This is a genomic window from uncultured Mailhella sp. (genome assembly GCF_944324995.1).
Lineage (GTDB): Bacteria > Desulfobacterota > Desulfovibrionia > Desulfovibrionales > Desulfovibrionaceae > Mailhella.
Genome location: NZ_CALUYL010000001.1, coordinates 234439 through 256861 on the forward strand (window position 1 = coordinate 234439; position 22423 = coordinate 256861).

The 22423-nt window shown below is 63.5% G+C and carries 17 protein-coding genes; 12 read left to right on the plus strand and 5 right to left on the minus strand.

From position 1 onward, the window contains the following. Nucleotides 1–69 precede the first annotated feature (69 nt). Nucleotides 70–1836 carry a formate--tetrahydrofolate ligase gene (locus Q0K02_RS00980; RefSeq protein ID WP_294484109.1) on the plus strand — a complete coding sequence of 589 codons (1767 nt, stop codon included), beginning with the start codon at nt 70–72 and terminating at the stop codon, nt 1834–1836. Between the two features lie 108 nt (nt 1837–1944). On the opposite strand, the gene Q0K02_RS00985 is transcribed toward Q0K02_RS00980, so the two are convergent. Further along, nucleotides 1945–2679: a sulfite exporter TauE/SafE family protein gene (locus Q0K02_RS00985; RefSeq protein ID WP_294484112.1), complete on the minus strand. Its 735-nt coding sequence runs from the start codon at nt 2677–2679 to the stop codon at nt 1945–1947. 435 nt (nt 2680–3114) lie between these two features. On the opposite strand from Q0K02_RS00985, the gene Q0K02_RS00990 reads away from it, so the two are divergent. Together Q0K02_RS00990 and Q0K02_RS00995 are read left to right on the plus strand one after the other, a co-directional pair. Further along, the gene (locus Q0K02_RS00990) at nt 3115–4458 is read left to right on the plus strand and encodes a sodium:alanine symporter family protein (protein WP_294484114.1); all 1344 of its coding nucleotides are present in this window, start codon (nt 3115–3117) and stop codon (nt 4456–4458) included. Nucleotides 4459–4695: 237 nt separating this feature from the next. Continuing rightward, entirely contained in the window at nt 4696–5454 is a 759-nt protein-coding gene (locus Q0K02_RS00995) for an epoxyqueuosine reductase QueH (RefSeq protein WP_294484115.1), read from the plus strand. A 193-nt stretch (nt 5455–5647) separates the two neighbouring features. On the opposite strand, the gene Q0K02_RS01000 is transcribed toward Q0K02_RS00995, so the two are convergent. Together Q0K02_RS01000 and Q0K02_RS01005 are read right to left on the minus strand one after the other, a co-directional pair. Then, on the minus strand, nt 5648–6076 hold the full coding sequence (locus tag Q0K02_RS01000; protein ID WP_294484117.1) for an ACT domain-containing protein: 429 nt from the start codon (nt 6074–6076) through the stop codon (nt 5648–5650). 19 nt (nt 6077–6095) lie between these two features. Next, nucleotides 6096–6302, minus strand: a complete 207-nt coding sequence (locus tag Q0K02_RS01005) for a twin-arginine translocase TatA/TatE family subunit (protein ID WP_294484119.1) — start codon at nt 6300–6302, stop codon at nt 6096–6098. A gap of 163 nt (nt 6303–6465) precedes the next feature. Here Q0K02_RS01005 and Q0K02_RS01010 point away from each other — a divergent pair, with 163 nt between their 5' ends. The 5 genes from Q0K02_RS01010 to Q0K02_RS01030 all read left to right on the plus strand — a co-directional run bounded on the left by Q0K02_RS01010 (nt 6466) and on the right by Q0K02_RS01030 (nt 11063). Then, a complete protein-coding gene (locus Q0K02_RS01010) occupies nt 6466–7230 on the plus strand; it encodes a hypothetical protein (protein WP_294484121.1) in 765 nt (254 codons plus the stop codon). A gap of 6 nt (nt 7231–7236) precedes the next feature. Next, entirely contained in the window at nt 7237–7914 is a 678-nt protein-coding gene (locus tag Q0K02_RS01015) for an HAD-IA family hydrolase (protein WP_294484122.1), read from the plus strand. An 82-nt stretch (nt 7915–7996) separates the two neighbouring features. Beyond that, entirely contained in the window at nt 7997–8359 is a 363-nt protein-coding gene (dksA, locus tag Q0K02_RS01020) for an RNA polymerase-binding protein DksA (protein WP_294445564.1), read from the plus strand. A gap of 14 nt (nt 8360–8373) precedes the next feature. Next, on the plus strand, nt 8374–9930 hold the full coding sequence (locus Q0K02_RS01025) for an NFACT RNA binding domain-containing protein (RefSeq protein ID WP_294484124.1): 1557 nt from the start codon (nt 8374–8376) through the stop codon (nt 9928–9930). 26 nt (nt 9931–9956) lie between these two features. Further along, nucleotides 9957–11063 (plus strand): AI-2E family transporter, encoded by a 1107-nt coding sequence (locus Q0K02_RS01030; protein ID WP_294484126.1) that lies wholly within the window; start codon nt 9957–9959, stop codon nt 11061–11063. Nucleotides 11064–11323: 260 nt separating this feature from the next. Here the strand turns inward: Q0K02_RS01030 and Q0K02_RS01035 are convergent, their stop codons facing one another. Together Q0K02_RS01035 and Q0K02_RS01040 are read right to left on the minus strand one after the other, a co-directional pair. Further along, nucleotides 11324–11821, minus strand: coding sequence for a CinA family protein (locus tag Q0K02_RS01035; protein ID WP_294484127.1), 498 nt, complete (start codon nt 11819–11821; stop codon nt 11324–11326). 188 nt (nt 11822–12009) lie between these two features. Continuing rightward, a complete protein-coding gene (locus tag Q0K02_RS01040) occupies nt 12010–13065 on the minus strand; it encodes a glucokinase (RefSeq protein ID WP_363315648.1) in 1056 nt (351 codons plus the stop codon). Between the two features lie 183 nt (nt 13066–13248). Here Q0K02_RS01040 and Q0K02_RS01045 point away from each other — a divergent pair, with 183 nt between their 5' ends. The 4 genes from Q0K02_RS01045 to glgP all read left to right on the plus strand — a co-directional run bounded on the left by Q0K02_RS01045 (nt 13249) and on the right by glgP (nt 22286). Next, entirely contained in the window at nt 13249–15348 is a 2100-nt protein-coding gene (locus tag Q0K02_RS01045; protein WP_294484128.1) for an amylo-alpha-1,6-glucosidase, read from the plus strand. A 39-nt stretch (nt 15349–15387) separates the two neighbouring features. Beyond that, nucleotides 15388–16716, plus strand: coding sequence for a glycosyltransferase family 4 protein (locus Q0K02_RS01050; protein ID WP_294484129.1), 1329 nt, complete (start codon nt 15388–15390; stop codon nt 16714–16716). 3 nt (nt 16717–16719) lie between these two features. Continuing rightward, the gene (locus Q0K02_RS01055) at nt 16720–17913 is read left to right on the plus strand and encodes a glycoside hydrolase family 57 protein (RefSeq protein ID WP_294484130.1); all 1194 of its coding nucleotides are present in this window, start codon (nt 16720–16722) and stop codon (nt 17911–17913) included. Nucleotides 17914–18005: 92 nt separating this feature from the next. Continuing rightward, the gene (gene glgP, locus Q0K02_RS01060; protein ID WP_294484132.1) at nt 18006–22286 is read left to right on the plus strand and encodes an alpha-glucan family phosphorylase; all 4281 of its coding nucleotides are present in this window, start codon (nt 18006–18008) and stop codon (nt 22284–22286) included. Nucleotides 22287–22423 lie beyond the last annotated feature (137 nt).

The window sequence follows — 22423 nt, forward strand, 5'->3', positions numbered from 1 at the left end:
AAGCGCTTGTGATAAACGAGGGCACGCCGTATAAATACGGACGAACCCCCAACACAAGGAGAACGGACAATGGCTCTGGATCCCAAGCAGCACGCGGACTGGGAAATCGCCCAGGACGCGGAATCCCGCATGAAAGACATTTACCAGATCGGCAGAGAGCTGGGCCTTGAAGACAAGGAACTGCTCCCCTATGGCCACGTCATGGGCAAGGTGGACTATCAGTCCGTGCTCTCCCGCCTGGCCGACCGTCCCAACGGTAAGTATGTCGATGTGACGGCCATCACCCCGACTCCTTTCGGGGAAGGCAAGTCCACCACCACCATCGGCCTCGTGCAGGGCCTCGCCAAACGCGGCCGCAAGGTTTCCGCGGCCATCCGTCAGCCTTCCGGCGGCCCCACCATGGGCACCAAGGGCTCCGCGGCGGGCGGCGGTCTTTCGCAGTGCATTCCCCTCACCCAGTATTCCCTGGGCTTCACCGGCGACATCAACGCCGTCACCAACGCCCACAACCTGGCCATGGTGGCGCTCACTGCCCGCATGCAGCACGAACGCAACTACGACGACGAAAAGCTGCTCCGTCTGTCCGGTCAGCCCCGTCTGAACATCGATCCCACCAACGTGCGCATGAACTGGGTCATCGACTTCTGCTGTCAGGCCCTGCGCAACGTGGTCATCGGCATGGGCGGCAAGTCCGACGGCTTCATGATGTCCTCCCACTTCGACATTTCCGTGTCTTCCGAAGTCATGGCCATTCTTTCCGTGGCCCGCGACCTCAAGGACATGCGCGAACGCCTCGGCCGCATCATCGTGGCCTACGACCGGGCGGGCAAGCCCGTGACCACCGAAGATCTGCAGGTGGCGGGCGCCATGGCCGCCTGGATGATCGACGCCATCAAGCCCAACCTCATCCAGACCATCGAAGGCCAGCCCGTGTTCGTTCACGCGGGCCCCTTTGCCAACATCGCCCTCGGCCAGAGCTCCGTCATCGCCGACCGCCTGGGCCTCAAGCTCTCCGAATACCACGTCACGGAATCCGGCTTCGGCGCGGACATCGGCTACGAAAAGTTCTGGAACCTCAAGTGCCACTACAGCGGCCTCGCTCCGGACGCGGCCGTGCTCGTGGCCACCGTGCGCGCGCTCAAGAGCCACGGCGGCGCTCCCCTGCCCAGACCCGGACGCGCCCTTCCCGAAGAATATCGTCAGGAAAACGTGGGCTTCGTGGAAAAGGGCTGCTGCAACCTGCTGCATCATATCCGCACCATCAAGAAGTCCGGCACCTCTCCGGTGGTGTGCATCAACGCCTTCGTCACCGACACGCCCGCGGAAATCGCCCGCATCCGTGAAATCTGCGAAGCCGAAGGCGCGCGAGTGGCCGTTTCCACGCACTGGGAGCACGGCGGAGAAGGCGCGCTCGAACTTGCCGACGCCGTCATGGACGCCTGCAACGAAAAAACCGACTTCCGTCCGCTCTACGACTGGAACGCTCCCTTCAAGGAACGCATTGAAAAGATCGCCCGCGACGTGTACGGCGCCGACGGCGTGGACTACAGCCCCGAAGCCGAAAGCCGCCTCGCCGAAATGCAGGCCCGTTCCGACGCCGCAGAGCTCGGCGTGTGCATGGTGAAGACGCAGTACTCCCTCTCCGACAACCCCGACCTCAAGGGCGAACCTTCCGGCTGGCGTCTCAAGATCCGCGACGTGCTGCTCTACGGCGGCGCGGGCCTCGTGGTTCCCGTTTCCGGCAAGATTTCGCTCATGCCCGGCACCGGTTCCAATCCCGCCTTCCGCCGCGTGGACGTGGACACCGAAACCGGTCAGGTTCACGGCATCTTCTGATAATTTCCGCAGAGCGGGGGCGGGCGTTTCGCCGTCCCCGCGCAACGCAAAGGCGTCCGGATCAGGCATCCGGACGCCTTTGTCGTTAAAAGCAGGAGCAGCCTGTGGTCAGGCCTGAAAGGCGCGCACAAAAAGCATGACGGCGGAAACCGCAAGCATGGCCAGCACCAGACGGCGGAAAATGCCGGGATTGATGCGGCGGATCACGGGAATGCTCGCCAGCACGCCCGCCACGGTGCAGGGCACGGCCCACACGGCGTAGTGCATGATCTGCGGCGTGTAAAGACCGCTGCGCCACTGCACGAGCACAAGACACACCATGCTCAGGGCGGCCATGGAGTTCAGCACGGAAAGCGTGGTTTCCTTGCTCCAGCCGCGCATCACGGCGTACATGGCCAGCACGGGCCCGCCCATGCTGGTGGAGCTCAGCAGAATGCCGGAGACCACGCCTATCGGCACAATGCTCCACACCGGAATACGGAACGCGCCGCGCATGCGGCCGGACACGGCCTGCCAGAGAAGAAACAGCACCAGAATGACGCCGCAGGCCAGCAGAATGACCTTCACCGGAGCCACCCTGAGCACGGCCATGCCGATGGGAATGCCCGCAAGGCCGCTCACAAAGGCCAGCGCGAATTCCAGCTTCGGCAGATCGCGATGATAAAAAAGCGCGATGGTCACGGTGATGGCCGTGCCCACAAGACAACCGAACACGATGGCGTCCTTGGCATCCATGGCCAGGGTCATGAGCGGCACGGCGAAGAGATTGCCCCCGAACGAGGTCACGCCGTTGACGAATCCCGCCAGAAACCAGACGACATTGATATAGAGATCAGTAAGCATGAATCCGCCCCCTCGGACTGCGGTATTCTTCTGGTCTTAGAGCACAACGGCCTTTTCTGTAAAGGGAGGAAGCTCCGGGCCCGACTGCGGAGAAAAAAAACGACGCCCCCTCTCCCGGGACATCGGACGAGTCCCGGATCTTTTTTCTTTATTGACAAATTTGTTCATTTTCAGCGCTTCCCGACACACGCAGAAGAACGCGCAAATAGCCTTGCTGTGCAATAAATTGCAATATTTTTCACACAGTAGTCATTCTTCTATATTTTGCTTGCTATATTTGATTTCCCGATGATATCAACATAAATGTAAATCAGAGCATCGTCACGTTCACCATAACCCTTTTTGCGTCCGCAGCCGGCGTTCTGGTGCGGCCTTCCTTCAGGAGGAAAAGGTCAAGCATGCTCTAACAACCTGAAATGGCGAGGAGTTGTCACCATGGAAGAGTTCTCCCAATTCATCAAGGTTCTGGACGGCTACGTCTGGGGTCCGGTCATGATGGCCCTGATTCTCGGTACAGGCCTGTATCTCACCTTCGGGCTGCGTTTCCTGCCCTGGACGCGCCTCGGCGAAGGGTTCCGCCTCACCTGGAAAGGACGCGCCAAGAACAACGACGTACATGGAGAACTTTCCCCGTTTCAGGCTCTCATGACGGCCCTTGCCGCCACCGTGGGCGTGGGCAACATTGCCGGCGTGGCCACGGCCATCTTCACCGGCGGCCCGGGCGCCCTCTTCTGGATGTGGTGCACCGCCATGGTGGGCATGGCCACCAAGTACGCGGAAACCGTGCTCGCCCAGAAATACCGCGAAGTCACCCCCGCCGGACACGTCGTGGGCGGCCCCATGTACTACATTAAAAACGGCCTCGGCAAAAAATGGGCCTGGCTCGGCACGCTCTTTGCGCTGTTCGGCGGCATCTGCGGCTTCGGTATCGGCAACATGACGCAGTCCCACTCCATCGCCGACGCCCTGCACGCCTCCTTCGGCGTTCCGCCGGTCGTGTCCGCCGTGGTCATGTTCGTGCTCATCGCCATCGTCATCATCGGCGGCGTGTCCCGCATCGGTTCGGTGTCGAGCAAGCTCGTGCCGTTCATGTCCATCGTTTACATCATCTGCTCCCTTATCGTCATCGCCACAAACATCGACAAGGTCCCCGGCGTGTTCGCCATGATCTTCCACGACGCCTTCACCGGCACCGCGGCCGCCGGCGGCTTTGCCGGCTCCACCGTCATGCTGGCCCTGCAGATGGGCGTGGCGCGCGGCATCTTCTCCAATGAAGCCGGTCTCGGCTCCGCGGCCATGGCCCACGCCACCGCCACCACGGACGATCACGTGGCCATGGGCTACGTCGGCATGCTCGGCCCGTTCATCGACACCATCATCGTCTGCACCATGACCGGCCTCACCATTCTCTGCTCCGGTCTCTGGAACGTGGAAGGCGCGCTTTCCGGCGCTCCCCTCACGGCCGCGGCCTTCGAGTCCGCCCTGCCCGGCATCGGCTCCATCATGGTGTCCGTGTGCCTCGCCATGTTCGCCTTCTCCACCATCCTCGGCTGGTGCGTGTATTCCGAACGCTGCTGGATCTACCTGCTGGGCGACAAGGCCCTCAAACCCTTCCGCATCATCTTCGTCTGCGTGGTGCCCGTAGGCGCGCTCATGACCCTCGACCTCGTGTGGGACATCGCCGACGTGCTCAACGCCCTCATGGCCGTGCCCAACCTCATCGGTCTGCTGCTGCTCAGCCCCGTGCTGTTCAAGGTCTCCCGCGAATACGACCGCTGATGTCTTCCTGAACGCTGAAAAAAGCCCCGGAGAAATCATTCCCCGGGGCTTTTTTCAGCAGGGTCCGCACGGGCCGCCCCGCGCTATCCGGCAGGCCGGACTGTTCATCCGGCACTGCCGCGCACGCCCAAAATTTCCTCCGCGCCGCGGCGAGCCTATCCGCCATCTGGCGTCGTCCGCCGCTTCGCGCTACAACTGCGGCTGTCCCTTTCCCTGAACCCGACCCAAGGCCCGACCATGCCCCGAATTCTGCTTCACGTCTGCTGCGGCCCCTGTTCCCTCATGCCCATCGCGCATCTGCGCGAGGAAGGCTGGGAACCCACGGCCTTTTTCTTCAATCCGAACATCCACCCCGCAGACGAATGGAAAAAAAGGCGCGACGCCATGCGCACCGTCGCCGAACGCATGAACGTGCCACTTCTGGAAGAAGGAGAGCCCGTCAATCCCGGACTCTGGGTCAAAAAACTGGAAGGAACCATGCGGCAGGGCGAACGCTGCCGCCTCTGCTACCGCCCGCGCATGGAGAGAACCGCTCATCTCGCCCGCGAGCTCGGCTTCGACTCCTTTACCACCAGCCTGCTCTATTCCCGCTATCAACGCCACGAATGCATTGCCGAAGAAGCCGAACGCGCGGCCGCCGCGGCCGGTTCATCGTTCCTCTACCGGGATTTCCGCCCCAGGTGGTGGGACGGCATCAACCTGTCCAGAGAGCTCGGCATCTACCGGCAGAAATGGTGCGGCTGCATTCTGAGCATGAAGGAAGCGCTGGATGAGCAGAAAACAGCCGCCGCGCACAAGGCGGCGGAAAAGGCGGAACGCGCGGCAAGACTGGCGAAGGAAGCCGAAGAGCGACGCCTGAAAAAGGAAGCGCAGGCCGCGCACCCCAACAAAAGAGCCCGAAAGGCCATGGCCCGGGCCGCGGCCAGGCAGGCCTCGGACGACGCGGCTCTCCGTGAGCGCGAAGCGGCGTCCGCACGCGACGAAGAGGCAAAATAACGTTCGTCAGACACGCCATCCGCCGGCCGCAGGATAAGTGCAACCTTGTCCGTCGCGCGAGAAGGCGCTCTTCTGCCAGCGCCGTCCTTCCCGCTGACACCCGTTTCTCCCGCGCCTTTGAAGCGACGGATACGAAAAAGCCCCGATCCTGAGATCGGGGCCTGACATTCCTGGGACAAATCAAAACATCTGTTCAGTCGGCAATGTCTTTCGGGCCGAGCACGCGGAAACCGCGGCCTTCCAGCACGTTCACGGCTTCTTCCGTGCGGTCGAAGCGGAAAATGATGGTGGCTCGCGTGGATTCCCGCTGCGTGTAGGCGTACAGGTATTCCACATTGATGCCGTGCTCGGAAAGCACGCTCAGCACGCGACCGAGCCCGCCGGGCTCGTCGGCCACGTCCACGGCCACCACGGGCGTGGTGCCCACGGTAAATCCCGCTGCGGCCAGCGCGTCCCTGGCCTTTTCCGTATCGTCGGCCATGAGGCGCAGCACGCCGAAATCCGTCGTGTCCGAAAGGGACAGCGCCCGGATGTTGATCCCGGCCTTTTCCAGAACGCGGGTCACGTCGCCGAGCTGACCGGACCTGTTTTCCACAAACACAGAAATCTGTTCAACCGTCATGGTCATTCCCGGCAGGAACCTACGCCTTCTTGTCTTCGTCGTCGGTCTTGATCTTTTCCTTGTCCTTGGGGGTGATGTCTATTTCATCGGGTTCCGAGGCGGCCTGACGGAAGTTGCGGATGGCGCGGCCGAGGCCGCCGCCGATTTCCGGCAGACGCTTCGCGCCGAATATCACCAGCACGAGCACAAGGATGACGAGAAGTTCCTGCATTCCTATACCAAACATGGCAAACCTCCGGGGTCTTTCTCTCCAAGTTCGTTTATTTTCTATACGGGAGTGACCGGGGAAAGGTCAAGCATAAGACGCCCTTTCCGTGCCGGATTGATCCCTCTTTTCCCGATTGCCTGAACGCTCATCTCGATTTATAGTGGAAAAAGGAGCAAATATCATGGACACCCCTCTTTATCTTGCACTGCCCGGCCTTCACGCCGAGTTTCTTCCGCCTCTGGAGGGCTGCCGCAGCCTGTGGCCCGGCCTGCCCGGCAAACCCGACTCGGCCTGGTCGCCCGACCTGCCGTGGTCTCCCGCGACGGCGGCCGCCTGCCTTGCCGACTACGAGCGCGCCTGCCGCGACGGCGCAAGCGGCTCGCCCGTGCTGACTCTGGGCGCGGAACCCGCCCCGGCCGATCTTTCCGACGCGGAACGCCGGGCCCTGCGCGAAATGGCGGGGCTCCCGGTGGAAGAGCCGCAGGCTCCGCTGCGCCAGAACGCCCAGCAGGTGCTTCTGCTGGCGTGGCTTCAGGAAAAGCAGGCGCTCGAAATGGCCGCGCTGGAACAGAAAATAAGCGATTCCCGCCGCGCCCTCGCCGGACTCATTTCCGGCACAACCCGCGGCAGAAGCGCAACCGCAGCGCCCGCCGAGCGCGATCTGCCCGACTGGAAACGGACCCTCGCCGCCGCGCTGGCCTTTGCGCCCGACATGCCGGAAGGCACAACACTCGTCGTCGCCTCGTCCGCCATGGCCGACGCCGTTTCGGAACTGCACGCCCCGGACGTCCCGGACGCCCCCGCAGGCTATCGCGCCGTGCGCGCAAGCGTGGATCAGCTTGCCGCGCTCTGCGGCCGCGCCCCGCACGACAAGCTCGCGCGTTCTCTGAGCGCCGAGCAGCGTGAACGCAATCTCACCCTCTTTCTTCCGGAATCCTCCCGCTGACACGACATGTCCCATCTCTCCGCATCCGAACTCGCACACTGGTTTTCCGACGCCTTCCACGGGCTGCCTCTCGGCATCATTTTCGACTGCGACGGCGTGGTCATCGACTCGCGCGAAGCGAACATCACCTACTACAACTACCTGCGGGAATACCTCGGCCTGCCGAAACTCACCCGTGAACAGGAAGACTTTGCGCAGTCGGCCACGGTGTATCAGGCCATGGACGCCATCTTCCCCAAGCCGCTTCAGCCGCTTCTGCGCGACGCGTCCAGAAAAATATCCTACGTGCGCGACATCATGCCGCACATCGGCTGCTATCCCGGTCTGCACGACGTGCTCGACTTCTGCCGCCGCTCCGGCGTGCGCCTCGCCATGAACACCAACCGCACCGACGGCATGGACATGCTCCTGCACAACTGCCGTCTGGAAGGCTATTTCGATCCCATCGTGCTGGCGAGCGACGTTTCCCGCCCGAAACCGGCCCCCGAAGGCGCGCTGCGCATTCTCAAACAGTGGAATGTAAAACCCGCTCAGACGCTCTTCATCGGCGACAGCGCCTCTGACAAAGGGGCCGCGGAAGGGGCGTCCATTCCTTTTCTAAGCTTCCAGACAGACGGCCTCGCCCCCCGCAGCGTCTCCGATTTCGGCACGCTGCTCAGCGCCATGCAGGCGTGCAAACTGTAACATCTCCCCGCTTTACAACGGAAAGGTTATAGTTTACACAACGGGAATTCAATCGGCACGGCACAGCCTGCCAGGAGGAACCTTGACCCCTGAAGATCTGGAATACTTCCGCAATCTTCTTAACCAGATGCTCGTCGAGGCTCAGCGCAACGGCGATTCCACTCTGGAAGAAATGACGGACAACCATTCATCCTATGCCGATCCTTCCGACCGCGCCACCGCCGAGTCGGATCGCTCCTTCACTCTGCGCATCCGCGACCGCGAGCGCAAGCTCATCACCAAGATCCAGGACGCCCTCAAGCGCATGGACGACGGCGAATACGGCATCTGCGAAGAATGCGGCGAAGACATCAGCCTTGCCCGACTCAAGGCCCGTCCCGTGACCACGCTCTGCGTCTCCTGCAAGGCGCGTCAGGAAGAAGGCGAAAAGATTCAGGGCAGCTGACCCGGGCCCGCAACATGGACGCCCATCTTTTCCGCCGTTTCTGCGACGCGCTCGTTCCCCGCATCATGGGGGCGCGCATGGAAAAAATTCATGCGCCGGGCCCCGGCGTCACGGTGTTCTCCATGTACGGCGGCGACGGCCGGGACGGCAAACGACATCTCGTGCTCAAGGCCGACCGCAAGTCGCCCCTGCTCTTTTCCGCCGACCACCGCATACCGGTCAACGCGCAGCCGCCGGCCTTCGTCATGCGCCTGCGCAAACATGTTTCCGGCAAACGCATCACGCGGGCCGTCTGCCGCTGGACGGAGCGCCGACTCTGGCTCGGCCTCTCCGGCGACGTGCAGACCTGGCTCTGCCTCGATCTGCGCGAAGGCCCCTCCCTCTCTCTGGAAGCCCCCCTGCCGGAAGACGATCCCGCCTGGCCGGACGGCGACCTTTCCGCCCTGCCCCCCGAAAGCTGGAAGGAATGGCAGGTGCTCACGCCCGCCCTTCGCCGCACGCTCGCCTTTCTCGACCCTCTGGACGCCGGAGCGCTGCTCATGGATCTGCAATCCGGGGGCGGCGACGTGTTTCTCTACGAAAACGAGCGCGGCCGCTGCGAAATTTCGGCCTGGCCGCTGCCTGCAAAGCAGCTCAAGGTCATGGGCGGAACCTGGACGGAAACGGTGATGGAAGACCCCGTGGCCGCGCTGGCCAAGGCCGGGGAAACGCTGGTGTACGGCGAAGTGGCCGAACACGCCCGTCAGGCGGCGGCGCGCCCCTTTTCCGCCGAAGCATCAAGACTCGGCAAGCTGCTCTCCAAGCTCGACAACGAGGAAAAACGCCTTTCCGCCATGCGCGACCGGCAGAAGGACGCGCTCCTGCTGCAAAGTCAGCTCTATCTTTTCGGCCCCGCGGACAAGCTTGATTCCGTCACTCTGAACGGCCCGGAAGGCCCGGTCACGCTCAAGCTCGACAAGAAGCGCACCGTGCGCGAAAACATGGCCGACATGTTTCATCAGGCGGGCCGCGGCAGACGAGGGCTGGAACATCTGGCCCGGCGACGCGCCGAAGTGCAGGCGCAGAAGGAAGAAGCCGAAGCCGCAAGACTGCGCATGCTCGCCTCCGTTTCCGGCGCGGGAGCCGCGCCGAAAGCCGGAGAAAAGAAGACCGGCGGCAAAAACGCCGCCCTTCCGCAGGGCCTGCCCAAGCAGGTGCAGGCCTTCCGCAGCAGCGACGGCTTTCTCATGCTCCGCGGCCGCGACACCCGCGGCAACGCTCTCGCGCTCAAGCTGGCCGCCGCCCACGACTACTGGCTGCACACGGCCGACGGCCCCAGCGCCCACGTCATCGTCCGGCGCGATCACGCCGGGCAGGAAGTGCCGGAACGCACCCTCCACGAGGCAGGCGTGCTCGCCGCGCTCAAAAGCTGGCAGAAGGACGCGGAAACGGCGTCCATTCAATATTCCCTCGCAAAATACATCCATCCCATGAAGAACGCCGCTCCCGGCATGGTGCGCATCGACCGCAGCGAAGGCGCGTTCCGCGTCCGCATCGAACCCGATCTGGAAGAGCGGCTGGAGAAGAACTGACGGCCCCGCGGGCGAAGGAGCTTTTCATGTACGACAACAGGCAGCGTTTCGAGTCGCGGGCGTTTCTCCTTCTTCTCGCGGCTTCGTCCGTGCTGTTCGGATGGCTGCTTCTGCCCTTCTTCGACGTGCTGTTCTGGTCCGTGGTCATCGCCGTGCTGTTCACGCCCGTCAACGTCCGTCTGCGGGACAGGCTCGGCCTTTCCCCTAACCTCGCCTCGCTCCTCACCGTTCTTTTCTGCCTCGTCATCATCATTCTGCCGCTCTCGTGGCTGTTCTATTCCTGCCTCTCCGAAGGGCTGTCGCTCTACGAACGCTTATCGGCGGGCAGCACGTCCCTCACCGACGCCGTGGACAGGCTGCGCGAACATTTCCCCGAAGCGCAGAACTGGCTCGCAAGCTACGGCTACACCCCGGAGCAGATCAAGGAAACGCTCAGCAAGACCGCTCTTTCCCTGGGCAGCCTCATCGCCAGGAACACCGTGGCCATCGGCGGCGGCGCGGCGCATCTCGTCACCAATCTTGCGCTGGTGCTGTACATTTCCTTCTTCCTCGTGCGCGACGGAGGCCGCATCCGCGCCGTGATGATCCGCGCCCTGCCCTTCGGCGATCACCGGGAAGAGCGGCTGTTCCACAAATTTGCCGGCGTCATGCGCGCCACGGTGAAGGGCAGTCTTCTCGTGGCCATGGCGCAGGGCGCGCTCGGCGGCCTCATCTTCTGGATTCTCGACATCCGCGCCGCCGTGTTCTGGGGCGTGGTCATGACCGTGCTGTCCCTCATTCCCGTGGTGGGCTCGGCCCTCGTCTGGCTGCCCACGGCGCTGTACCTCATCGCCACCGGCCAGTACTGGCAGGGCGCGCTGCTCATGGCCTACGGCGCCTGCGTCATCGGCCTTGCGGACAACATTCTCCGCCCCGTGCTCGTGGGGCGCGACACCAAGCTTCCCGACTTTCTCGTGCTGCTCTCCACCCTCGGCGGCTTCATCATGTTCGGCATGGACGGCTTTGTGTCCGGCCCCATGCTGGCCGTGTTCTTCGTGACCGTGTGGCAGATCTTCACCGAAGAGTGCGAAGAGGGCTTCTGCCCGAGCTCGACGCCGGGCGACGACGAAAAGAACGCCGCCTCCCGCGACTGACGAAAGACGGCCTCTTCGGACGCGCCAAAGCGCCTGTGCAAAGCCCGTCACGCCCGACCCTTTCCCGGCAGACAACGCGTGCTTGAAAAGCGGAGATTCCGCGGCCCTTTCCCGCGCACAGGCGTGGCGCAGACATCGCCGCCACGGGAACCCTTGCGGCCCTGACTCTTGCCCGCGCAGAGACGAGCGCAGGGCGCGGCACGAAGCGCCGCGCATCATCGCAGCTCAAGCCGCGGATCCGAGCCGAAGTCCTCCGAGTCTCAGTTCCCCGATTCCTCAAGCCACGCGACAAGCCCCCGCACGGCCTCTCGTGCCGCCTGCACGCGCACGGCGTCGCGATCTCCTGCAAAATGGAACACCTTGGCCCGGCTCTCGCCGTTCAGGGCCCAGCCCATCCACACCGTGCCCACGGGCTTTTCCGCAGAACCGCCGCCGGGCCCGGCCACGCCGCTCGTGGACATGGCCGCCTGCGCACCCGTGGCCGCGCAGGCTCCGAGCGCCATGGAACGCACCACCGGCTCGCTCACCGCGCCCACGCGCTCCAGATCTTCCCGGCGCACGCCGAGCAGTCCCTGCTTCACCTCGTTGGCGTAGGAAATCACGCCGCCCACGTACCAGTCCGAAGAGCCGGGCACTGCGGTGAGCATGGCTCCCACCAGTCCGCCCGTGCAGGATTCCGCCGTGGCGCAGGTCAGACCTCTGTTCCGCAGCTCCCGGGCCAGCGCCTCAACCAGCGCATCGTGTTCATCAAACATCATCGTTCTCCCTTTGAAAAACGCGGTCGCCCGACCGCGACAAATCGGCGACAATGTACGATGAAAGAAGCCGCTCTTCAATCCGGGAACGCCGCGTCTCCAAGGCTCGCTCTGTCTCCCGCGCCGAGACTCCCGGACGCCCTTCCGAGCGTCTGCATGCCCCTCCGCGCAAAACGAGCGCCGCTCCCTTCTCACGAACGGCCGATGCCCATCTTCTCCGCAAAGGCCGCGCCCGCCCGCGCCGCGCCCCAGAGTCCCGCCTGCGGGTGCGCGTTCAGCCACACCGGCACGCCTTCCAGAAACGTCTTCTGACCGCCCCGGGCCCGAAGAAATTCTCCTGCAAACGCCTCATGGCGCACCAGCGCCGGTGTTTTTCCCGCCACGCCGCCGGTAAGCACCACGCACTCAGGCAGAAGAGCCAGCGCCGCCATGCGGCAAAAACGGCCGTAAAATCGGGCAAAGCACCGGCAGCACTCGGACGAGGCGAAACCGGGCGTTCGCGTGAACACGGCGGGCTTTTCGGGCGCGCCCCCGAGGTACTCATGCAGCAGCGCAAGGCCCGAGCCGGAAAGCACATGCTCCGCCGACACCTCCGCGCCCCCGCGCCGCGCGCTCATAAAGTCCGCAAAGTCCCGCTCCTGCTTTCCTTCAAAGGGAAAAGGCACGTGCCCCGCCTCGGAAGGCAGCACGAAGGGACGCCCCTCTCCCGGAATCAGCCACGCCGCCCCGAGCCCCGTGCCCGCGCCGATCACGGCCGCGGGAGCCCTGCCCCGCAGCAGCGCCGACACCCCGAAACTCCGCCCCGCCCGGCCTCCCGGCAGCAGGTTCTCCGCCTGTTCCATGACGGGCGTGCAGCAGGCCCATGCCTGCGCCTCGAAATCGTTCATCACCAGGCATTCCGCCCAGGGAAAACGCGCCTTCGCCACGGCCGCGTCCACCGCGAACGAGGCGTTGGTCATGACCACGCGCCCCTCCCGCACCGGCCCGGCCGCCGCAAAAATCAGCACGGACACGCCCTTCAACGTTTTTCCGCCGTCGGGCCACTTTGAGAAAAGTTCCTCAAGCAACGCGTCGAACGTAGACGCACGAGACGAGAGCACCATCCCTTCTTTTATAGATATCTCTCTGTCTTCACAAGAAAACCTGAAAAAACGACTTTGAGTTCCCCCGATATCGGCGGAAAGCATATCCATATGCAACCTCCCTGCACGTCCATGCCGATGGCACAGCAACACCAACGTTGCCATGCATGCATAAACGGGGTATCATTCTCACGGCGAAAGGGCTTTTCCCGGCCGTAAAACAGGAGTAAGCTCTTTTCTTCACCAGTTTATACACAAACGTTTGCCATCCCGGCGACCATCGTCCGAAACCCGGACATCATACCGTTCCCTGCGCCCCGCAGGAATGCAGGAGTTTCAAAGCTTCCCATGGAATATCATATTCGTCCAGACGCATCTTACCCCATCGGCGGCCTGCACAAGGAGTGGCTTCTCACCAACAGCCTGGGGGATTACGCCTCCGGCACCGTGTCGGGGTGCAACGCCCGCCGGTATCACGGTCTCCTGGCCGTGCAGACGGCTTCGGGAAAATTCATGCTTCTGTCCGCGATTGAAGATTCCGTTGCCGTTCAGGGGCAGGACATCCCGCTTTCCAGCCGCCTGCATCCCGGCGTCGTCCATCCCGAAGGATGGCGGCATCTGAAGGAAGTTTCCTGCTCCCACGACCGCGTGACCTTCGCCTTCCGCCTGAGCGGCGAGGGCGAAGAGGAAGTCGTGCTTCTGCGCTCGCTCGTGCTCGACCGCGCCTCCAGTCGTCTGCTCATCCGCTACGCCCTGGCCGACACCCCCGCCGCCCGCGAACTCGGCTCCGTGCGCCTGACTCTGCGCCCTCTCGTCAACGGACGCAACATCAATCATCTTTTCCACGCCGAGCCCTCCCGCGCGGCCTTCGTCCACGCTCTCGGCATTGAAAACGGAAGCTATCCGGGCTTTTCCTTCCAGCCGGACGAAAACATTCCGCCGCTTTTCATGCAGATTTCCCATGCGAAGCTGGAGCGCTCCTCCTTCGCCGCCGCGCCGGACTGGTATTTCAAGGTGCTCTATCCCGTGGAAAAGGAGAGGGGCTACGACTACGAAGAAGACCTGCTCATGCCGGGCGAATTCGTCACCAGCCTGAGCGCGGACTGCCCCATCTGGGTGACCGCGGGCGTCGAGCCGCTGTACGAAGCGCCGGAAACCCTCTGGGAACGCCACGCCGCCACCGCGCCGAAACCGGTGTTCAAGGAGGCGATTCTCGAACATCTGCGCCGCGAAAACGACCGCTTCCTCATCAGCGCGGGCGGCGAACCCGTAGTGCCCGCAGGCTATCACTGGTTCGGTCCGTGGGGACGCGACACCCTCATCGCCCTGCCCGGCCTCACCTTTGCATCCTGCAGACTCAAGGAAGGCAAAGCCGTGCTCCGTCAGATCAAGGGCACGGTGAAAAACGGTCTCGTGCCCAACCTCATCGGCGCGGGCAACGGCGAGGCGGCCTTCAACTCCGCCGACGCCTCCCTCTGGTACATGCTCGCCGTGCATCGCCTCGCTCTGGCCTGCCCCAGGGAAAAGCCCTTCATCAAACGCGTGTGCTGGCCCGTGATGAAAAACATCATCCGCCACTTCGCCGCCGGAACCATGCCCGACGAGAACGGCGACATGCTCGTGTACGCCGACGAGGAAGGACTGCTGCACACCGGCAGCGAAAAGACGCAGCTCACCTGGATGGACGCCTCCATAAACGGCGAGCCCGTCACTGCGCGCGACGGCTGCGCCGTGGAGCTCAACGCCCTGTGGTTCGACGCGCTCTCCTTTGCCGCGGAACTCGCCGCCGAATTCGGCGAAACGCCGCCTGCGGAAACCGCGCTTCTGCCGCGCCTCAAAAAGGCCTTCAACCGCGTGTTCCGGCCCTCCGACGAAGACGCCGCGCTCATGGGCGGCGGCCTCTACGACACCTGGCATCCGGTGAAGGGGCCGGGACGCAGCATCCGCCCCAATCAGATTTTCGCCGTGGCCGTGCCTTTTTCGCCGCTTCCGCAGAAAGTGCAGGCCTCCGTGGTCAGATGCGTGCGCGACAACCTGCTCACGCCCTTCGGACTGCGCACGCTGGCGCCTTCCGATCCCGACTACCGCCCCGTGTGTCAGGGCCCGCAGGACGCGCGCGACAGAGCCTATCATCAGGGCACGGTCTGGCCCTGGCCGGCCGGCGCGTACATGGACGCCGTGGTGAAGACGGCCCGTTCGGGCAAGGCCGTGCGCGAGGCGCTCGACGCGCTCACGCCGCTCTTCAGCGTCCACCTCGGACAGGCCGGACTGGGAAGCATTTCCGAAATTTTCGACGGGCAGGAGCCCCACGCGCCGGGAGGCTGCATAGCGCAGGCCTGGAGCTCGGCGGAAGCGCTCCGGCTGCTGCTGCTCGTCAGACAGTCAAACCCGGGAGAATGGAAACGCTGGCTGGACGCCTTCCAGAAAAACGGTCCCGAACTCCGTTGATTCAGTTTTTCCTTACCCGACAAAACGGGGGATAATCATATGCGCGTTCTGATGCTTGGATGGGAATTTCCGCCACATATCAGCGGCGGACTGGGAACGGCCTGCTACGGCATAACGCAGGGGCTCACGGAAAAGGGCGTGGACATCGCCTTCATTCTGCCCAGCATGCGGGCGGAAAAACAGACCTCGGGAACGTTCCTGCGCTCCGCTTCCGGCGTGCCCATTTCCCGCGCGCTGAAAAAGGCCGTGGAAAAAATACGCCGGCAGCAGGGCTCCGACGAATTCTCCCACCTTTTCATGCGTCCGATAAGCGCGAACCTCAATCCCTACGGCAACTGCGACTTCGGTCAGCTCGGCATCGACCCCGACGTGTTCAATGAAAACGAACAGTACGTCGAGGAAATAAGCCACTTCCGCGGCGGCTACCACGACGATCTCATGGATGAAGTGTACCGCTTCACCACCGCCGCCTCCGCCGTGGTGCTGGAAGAGCACATGAAGAAAAAGGCGGACGTCATCCACGCCCACGACTGGATGACCTATCCCGCCGCCATGACCGCCAGCCGTCTGAGCGGCCTGCCCTTCGTCGCCCACCTGCACGCCACGGAATTTGACCGCTGCGGCGATCACGGCTATGACAAGATCTACAACATCGAGCGCGACGGCCTCCATGCCGCCGACCACGTCATTGCGGTGAGCGAACGCACCAAGCAGGTGGCCGTGGAACGCTACGGCGTGCCCCCGGAAAAGATTTCCGTGGTGTACAACGGCGCGTTCCTGCACGAAAAAATCCCCACGTTCAGCGTGCCGGAACTTGTGCGCAACGAGAAGCGCGTGCTGTTCATGGGGCGCGTCACCTTCCAGAAGGGCCCGGAATACTTCGTGGAAGCCGCCCGTCTGGTGCTCAACGAAATGCCCGACGTGCGCTTCATCATGGCCGGCAACGGCGATCTGCTTCCGCGCATGATACGGCGCGTGGCCGAACTTCGCATGGGCAGCCGCTTCCACTTCCCCGGCTTCATGCGCGGCAAGGACGTGCAGCACATGTACTCGCTGGCCAGCCTGTACGTCATGCCCAGCGTGTCCGAACCCTTCGGCATCGCCCCGCTCGAAGCGCTGCAGTGCGGCGCGCCCATTCTGCTTTCCAAGCAGTCCGGCTGCGCCGAAGTGCTGCCCGGAGCCCTCACCGTGGACTTCTGGGACGTGCGCCAGATGGCCGACAGAATCCTCGACGTGCTGAACCATCCCGACATGGCCGCGGAAAGCCTGCGCCGCTGTCAGGAAGCACTGCAGAGCCTCACCTGGGAACGCGCCGCCGACGGCATCCTCGACGCCTACGCTCATGTCTGCCCCAATGCCCGGAGTTAAGCCATGCCTTCCGTATGCTTTTACTTTGAAGTTCATCAGCCCTACCGTCTCCGCCCCTACAGCTTTTTCGACATCGGCGCCAAAAACGACTATGAAGACGCCCGGCAGAACCGCGACGTCCTGCGCAAGGTGGCCGAAAAATGCTATCTGCCCATGAACTCCCTGCTGCTTGAACTCATCGAGCGTCATCAAGGCCGGTTCCGCGTGTCCTTCTCCCTCACCGGCATCGTGCTCGACCAGTTCATGGAATACGCGCCCGAAGTGCTCGACAGCTTCCGCGCGCTCGCCCGCACCGGCTGCGTCGAATTTCTCGACGAAACCGACAATCACAGCCTCGCCTGCCTCTTCTCCGAAGACGAATTCCGCTCGCAGATAAGCCGGCATCGGGAAAAGATGCAGGAACTCTTCGGGCAGAGCCCGCGCGCGTTCCGCAACACCGAACTCGTGTACAGCAACGACGTGGCGCGCATCGCCCGCGACATGGGCTACTCCGTCATTCTCGCCGAGGGCGTCGATCGCGTGCTCGGCTGGCGCAGCCCGAACTTCGTCTATCAGCCCGCAGGCTGCCCGGACATGAAGCTGCTGCTCAGAAACTATTCCCTTTCCGACGACATCGCCTTCCGCTTCTCCAACCGCGACTGGCCCGCCTACCCGCTCATGGCCGACACCTTTGCCGAGTGGCTGCACAGAATCAAGGGCAACGGCGACGTCGTCAACCTGTTCATGGACTACGAAACCTTCGGCGAACATCAGTGGGCCGACACCGGCATCTTCGAGTTCATGCGCGCCCTGCCCGACGCCGTGCTGCGCGATCCCGACTTCGACTTCCTCACCGTGTCCGAAGCGGCGGACCGCTACCCCGTCCGCGCCGAGCTCGACGTGCCGAACCACATCTCCTGGGCCGACGCCGAACGCGACCTCTCCGCCTGGCTCGGCAACGACATGCAGAAGGACGCCTTCCGCGCCCTGTACGAATGCCTCGGCCTCGTGAAGTACGTCAACGATCCGGAACTTGACGAAGCCTGGAGAAGATTGCAGAGTTCCGATCACCTCTACTACATGGGCACGCCCCGCTCCTCCGACGGCGACGTTCACAAGTACTTCTCCCCCTACCGCTCCGCCATGGAGGCCTACACCAACTTTATGAACATTCTGGCAGACTTCCGCATTCGCCTCTTTGCGAAGGCCAACCAGTAACATGACAAGAAACTGACAGAAAGACCCCGCTTTTCCCCGTTTTTCGGGGAAGCGAGGGTCTTCCTGTCAGAATTCATTTTAATGGAGATTTCATGAATCAACCTTCACGCACTCATCTTTTCGAGGTCAGCTGGGAAGTGTGCAACAAGGTCGGCGGCATCTATGAGGTCGTCGCCAGCAAGGCGCAGCAGGCCATGCGCGCCTTTGATGGTGAATACATCCTCCTGGGCCCCGACACCAAGCACAACACCGAGTTCACCGAGACGGACGAGCCTTTCTGGGACGCTCTGCGCTATCCCCTCAAGGACAAGGATCTGCACTGCCGCTTCGGCCGCTGGGAAATCCCCGGCCGTCCGCGCGTCATTCTTGTCGATTTCAACGGCCGGCACGACTCCAATCAGATTCTGCGCCAGCTCTGGGAGCGTTTCGGCGTCGATTCTCTGTCCGGCGGCTGGGACTATGTCGAGCCCGTGCTGTTCAGCTATACCTGCGGCGAAGTCATCGCCACCATTCATCAGGTGCTCTCCACCCGCAACAAGAGCCACGGCATAGCCCACTTCCATGAATGGATGTGCGGCGCGGGCATTCTCGCGCTCAAGCAGCTCGCCCCCTCCATGGGCACGGTGTTCACCACCCACGCCACCGTGCTCGGCCGCGCCATGGCCGGCAGCGGCGTGGACATCTACGCCCGCATGTCGGAAATCTCCCCCTCGCAGGAAGCCTACCGCTACAACGTGACCGCCAAGTGCTCCATGGAAACCGTGAGCGCCCGCGAAGCCGACGTGTTCACCACCGTGAGCGGCATCACCGCCGAGGAGGCCCGCGTGTTCCTCGGCCGCACGCCCGACGTCATTACCGACAACGGCCTCGACCTTTCCGCCATCCGCGACTACAGCGCCGACCGCGACGCCGCCCTCGCCAACCGCGCTCGTCTGCTCGAACCCGTGAGCCGCCTGCTGCGCAGAAAAATCACGCCCGACACCCGCATTCTGGTGATCTCCGGCCGCTACGAGTACCACAACAAGGGCGTGGATCTCTTCCTCGACGCGCTCGCCAAGGCCAAGCAGTCCATGCAGAACACCTCGAGCAAGGTGCTCGCCCTCATGCTCATGATGGGCGGTCACACCGGCGTGGACGAAAACGCCGTCAGCGGCGACCCCGCCGCCGTGGCCGATCCTTCCCTGCCCGGCGCGGGCTTTCTCACGAGCCATCAGGTCTATGACGCGCCCAACGATCCCATTCTCACCGCCTGCCGCCGCCTCGGCCTGAACAACACCGCCGACGACAACGTGCAGGTCGTGTTCGTGCCCGCCCTGCTCGACGGCCACGACGGCTTCCTCAACATGCCCTACTTCGACGTGCTCTCCGGCTGCGATCTCGGCGTGTTCCCGTCCTGGTACGAGCCCTGGGGCTACACGCCTCACGAAAGCGCCGCCTACAGCGTGCCCACCGTCACCACCGATCTTTCCGGCTTCGGCCTCTGGATCCGCCAGATGGAAAACAAGATCGGCACGCAGCCGGGCATCGGCGTCATCGCGCGCCGCAACAACGACTACGCCAAAACCGTGGACGCCCTCGCCGAGGTCATCGTCCACTACGCCACCTGCTCCGACGAAGAGCTCGACCAGCGCCGCCGCACCGTGCGCGCCGCCGCCTCCCACGCCGACTGGAGCGAGTTCTTCAAGCTCTACATGAGCGCCTACTCCATGGCCAACGAAAAGGCGCACTTCCGCCGCCACGCCTCCAATCACACTCAGTCTTCCACGTTCTCCAAGGAACTCGCCATGCGTCCTTCTTCCATTCCCTTCCTGCGCACGCTGAACGCCGTGTCGGAACTGCCCGAACAACTCAGCCGCCTGCACGACATCGCCTGCAACGTCTGGTGGAGCTGGCAGCCCGAGGCGCTGGCGCTGTTCCGCGGCATGTCGCCCGAACTGTGGGAGAAGTGCGACCACAACCCCATCTACATGGTGGAAAACACGCCGCCCGAACGTCTGCGCGACCTTGCCGCCGACATGACCTTCGTGACCCGTCTGAACAAGCTCGCCGAAAAGTTCGACGCCTACATGGCTCAGCCCGTCGTGTCCGAAACCATGGAAGACGGCACGCCCGTCATTTCCTCCGACCGCCCCGTGGCCTACTTCTCCACCGAATACGGCCTGCATGAAAGCCTCCAGCTCTATTCCGGCGGCCTCGGCGTGCTCTCCGGCGACCATCTCAAGTCCTCGAGCGACGAACGCCTGCCCCTCGTGGGCGTGGGCCTGTTCTACCTCAACGGCTACTTCCAGCAGACCGTGGACAAGAACGGCCATCAGAACCCGCAGTATCCCGAGAATCAGCCCGGCAGCCTGCCCCTCGAAGCCATGCTCGACGACAAGGGCGAACCGCTCATGATCTCCCTGCCGCTCGGTTCCCGCACCCTGTACGCCCGCATCTGGAAGCTGCAGGTCGGCCTCATCTCCCTGTACCTCATGGACACCAACGTGCCCCAGAACAACGACGACGATCGCCGCGTCACCGCCCGCCTCTACGAAGCCGACCGCGACGTGCGCATGCGTCAGGAAATTCTGCTCGGCATCGGCGGCGTGCGCATGCTGGCCGCCCTCGGCATCACGCCTTCCGTGTGGCACATGAACGAAGGGCATTCCGCCTTCCTCGTGCTGGAGCGCCTGCGTCAGCACATGAAGGGCGACGATCTCACCCTCGACGAAGCCAAGATTCTCGTGCGCAGCTCCTGCGTGTTCACCACCCACACCCCCGTGGACGCCGGCAACGAACGCTTCTCCGTGGATCTCATGGCGCGCTACTTCCAGCCCTACGCGGAAATGCTCGGCCTTGAATGGGCCGACTTCCTGAACCTCGGACGCCAGGACGGCGGCGATCCCAACAACTTCGACATGACCGTGCTCGCCCTGCGCATGTCCTCTCAGGCCAACGGCGTGAGCGCCATGCACGGCATGGTTTCCCGCCGCATGTGGCGCAACATCTGGAAGGGCTTCACCGAAGCGGAACTGCCCATCGGTCACGTGACCAACGGCGTGCACACCGCCTCCTACGTGGGCCCCGCCTTCCGCCTGCTGCTGAACCACTACCTCGGACCCAAATGGCTGGACATGAAGCCTGAAGACCCCGCGTGGAAAAAGGTGCAGTCCATTCCGGACGACGAATACTGGGCCGCCCGCCGCGCCCAGAAGCAGGCCCTCATCGATGCGCTGCGCGAACGCCTGCCGCACTGTGCCGCCTACTCCGACATTTCCGGAGAAGAGCGCACGAAGTGGCTTTCCGCCCTCACGCAGAACACGCTCATCATCGGCTTCGCCCGCCGCTTCGCGCCCTACAAGCGCGCCACCATGCTCTTTGCCGATCCCGACCGTCTGGCCCGTCTGCTCAACGATCCCGACCGTCCCACCGTGCTGGTCATGGCCGGCAAGGCCCATCCCGCGGACAGCAAGGGCATAGAGCTCATCGAGGAAGTAGTGCGCTGGTCGCGCGATCCGCGCTTCTACGGCAAGATCTTCTTCCTGGAAAACTACAACCTCGAAGTCTCCCGCCTGCTCTCCCGCGGCTGCGACGTGTGGCTCAACACGCCCCGCCGTCCGCATGAAGCCAGCGGCACCAGCGGCGAAAAAGTGCCGGTCAACGGCGGCATCAACCTCAGCATCTCCGACGGCTGGTGGGTCGAAGGCGACAACGGCAAAAACGGCTGGACCATCGGTCCCAAGGCCACCTATGCCACCCTCTCCGCCGAACAGAACGACTACGACGACGCCGAAAGCCTGTATCAGATTCTGGAAAACGACGTCGTGCCGCTGTTCTTCCAGCGCGATTCCGACGCTCTGCCCCACGGCTGGATTGCCGTGTCCAAGAACTCCCTGCAGAGCCTGACCGCCATGTACGGCTGCCGCCGCATGGTGCGCGACTACATGGAAAAGATCTATCTGCCCGCCGCCCGCCGCGGCGTGGCCATGGACGCCGACCGTCAGGCCAAGGCCCGCTCCGTCGCCGCGTGGCTGCAAAGCATTCCCGGCCGCTTCAACACCACGGCCATTCAGTCCATCGAACTCAACGGCCTCGACGGCGACACCGTGTACTGCGGCAAGCCCTTCACCGTGAAGCTCACCCTGGACCCCGGCGACATGAAGAAGGAAGAACTGCTCGCCCAGTTCGTCTTCGGCGTGACCGACGGCATGAACTTCATCGAAGAGCCGCAGATCGTGAACCTCTCCCTCACCGGAGAGGCGGACGGCAAGCTCGTGTATGAAGCCGCCTGCGAGGCGAAGAGCAACGGTCTGCACGCCTACGGCGTGCGCGTGGTGCCCTTCGTGGATCCGCTGGACAACGTCATGCTCTCCGGCCTCGTCCACTGGGCGTAGCGCCTGACGCCTGATCCGAAACACCGGCAACGCCCGGAATCGCAACGCGGTTCCGGGCGTTTTTGCGTCCGGCCGCCCGTGGTACAGGATTGGATCACGGGCGCCGCAGACCGGAAAACGCAAGGCCCCGCGGCCCT